The organism is Pseudomonas sp. ICMP 8385 (assembly GCF_002699915.1).
Classification (GTDB): Bacteria; Pseudomonadota; Gammaproteobacteria; order Pseudomonadales; family Pseudomonadaceae; genus Aquipseudomonas; species Aquipseudomonas gessardii.
This window is the reverse complement of record NZ_LKBY01000018.1, coordinates 1-1,243: the sequence shown is the minus strand read 5'-3', so window position 1 is coordinate 1,243 and position 1,243 is coordinate 1. Positions and strand designations below refer to the sequence as shown.

Here is a 1,243-nt window from a genome sequence, read left to right as displayed (position 1 = left end):
GACCGAGCAGAACCTGGTTGCCTACCGCTATGACGAACAGTGGCGACTGCTTGAGGCGACCAATGCCGTCGGCGAAAGCGAACGCTATCAGTACGACAGCCTCTCGGTCATCACTGAACGGCAATTGGCCGGTGGGGCGAGTTTCTTCTGGGCGTGGGAACGGTCTGGCAAGGCGGCGCGCTGTGTACGGCATTGGGCCAGNGCCTGGGATGACAACGGCAGCGTCACCTTGCTGCACGCCGATGGCAGCCAGGAAGTCTACGTGCATGACCCGCAGGCACGCCTGGTGCAGCGGGTTGATCCCGATGGCGGTAAGCACTTCAAGTCCTACGACGCCCAGGGACGGCTGACGGTTGAGCAGGATCCCCTGGGCGCGATCACGGCCTATCAGTACGACGAGGCTGGGCGCTTGGTCGCGCTGTTTCCTGGGGATGACGAGCCCACCTCCTACGAGCATGAGCATGGCTTCGTACGGGTCATGCGCCGGGGTGAGGCGGTCTGGAAGTACCAGTCTGGGGATGACGAGCCCACCTCCTACGAGCATGAGCATGGCTTCGTACGGGTCATGCGCCGGGGTGAGGCGGTCTGGAAGTACCAGCGTAATGAGCAGGGCGCGATCACGCGCCAGACCGATCCAGACGGCAATCTCACCGAGTACAGCTACGACAAGCGCGGGCAGCTTTTAGCGGTTTGTCAGGGCGCGATCACGCGCCAGACCGATCCAGACGGCAATCTCACCGAGTACAGCTACGACAAGCGCGGGCAGCTTTTAGCGGTTTGGTATCCCGACCACAGCTGTCAGCGCCTGACCTGGAACGATCTTGGGCAGTTGATTGGGGAACAACTGCCCAATGGCGGTGTGCGGCGTTATCGCTATGACGTGTTCGGCCGGCAGGTTGCCCGCGAGGATGAACACGGCGCGCTGACCCAGTATCAGTGGGACGCGGTGGGCCGCCTGATCAAGGTGTTCTTGCCGGGCGGCGCCACCCGCGAATTGAGCTACAACCCCTACGGAAAAATCACCGCCGAGCGCGATGAGTTGGGGCGCGTGACCCGCTATGAATATGCCGACGACTTGCACCTGATCAGTCGCCGGATCAACCCCGATGGCTCTCAACTCAAGTACCGCTACGACAACACCCGCCTGCGGCTGAGCGAAATCGAAAACGAGGCCGGTGAAACCTACCAACTGGCCTACCACGCCAACGGCCTGATCCAGCAGGAAACCGGCTTCGACGGCCAA

At 62.2% G+C, this 1,243-nt stretch carries 1 pseudogene; it reads left to right on the top strand.

The window, feature by feature from the left end:
- Positions 1–1,243, top strand: a pseudogene (locus tag AO268_RS04650) (RHS repeat protein); the annotation flags it as partial.